A 1003-nucleotide genomic window follows, 5' to 3' on the forward strand; every position below is an offset into this window, starting at 1 on the left:
TCTAATCTAAATTAGCACTGGGATTTTGAACCGCAAACAGATGGGTAAACTCTTTTGGGCGTTTTCTGGTTTTGGCAAGTTGCAGTAGTTGACAGCTAGGAGCGTAACTTACCCCTGCTGGAAACCGATCCATTAGAATTTTAGCTTTACCTTCTCCCTGCTTACTGGTAATTGGTAAGCCATGAAGCGGTAACAAATGTAAAAACTGATGGGGGCTTAAAATTAAGCGATCGCACCTTTCTGGAATCTGCTGAATGATGTCATAAATGGATAGAATATTAGCTAGCTCATGTAGGCAGTTACTCAGGTCATTTTGCCAATCAGATTTTTCGGTATAGTAGCTTTGCAGATAGTCATTTATCCAATTTACCAATTCGTCTAAGTCTTGGGGCTCAGATTTTAAAACTATGGGCTGTTGAGTTTGACCGGTAAAGATGAACGTGAGCAGCTTATCCCCTGTAATGTAAAACTCTACAATGGCAGTGTCGTGATCTAAATTGTTCTGAAATTGCTCAAAGTTAAAGCTAGAACCGATAGGTAAATAGTGGTCTTGTAAATCATTACGCTGCTGTCGCAATTCTTGAAGACGTTGTGTTAAGACTTTTATATTTTCAGCGTTGCCTTGTTGGATTTGGTTCTGACCTGTCGCTATTTCATCCCTGTATTGTTCTAATTGAGTGGCAACATCTACAGGAAAGATGGTTTTCATGTCACGGCGGAGAATCTCGTCAACTAAATTGCGAGTTTTGCTCCGTTCAACATATTCAATCGCTTCTGTGATATTATTTAATTCTAAACAGACTTCCACCATACCTAGATAGCTTTTGTTATAATTTTCAGCTAGTTTTGTCTTGTATTCTTCTACTCCAGAACCAGAAATAATTTCATCTCGTAGGGATTCTATGGTTTTAATGGCAGCATCAAAAGCCTTGTAAGCTTCCGATAAATTTTGAGCATCTTGGTAAGCCAAACCAAGGTTATATTGAGTATCTAGATAGTTTTG

The 1003-nt window shown here is 38.6% G+C and carries 1 pseudogene; it reads right to left on the bottom strand.

Going from position 1 to position 1003, the window contains the following annotated elements:
• Position 1 precedes the first annotated feature (1 nt).
• Positions 2-1003: pseudogene (locus F6K49_RS53095) on the bottom strand (hypothetical protein); the annotation flags it as partial.

It is taken from the genome of Moorena sp. SIO3I6, from assembly GCF_010672095.1.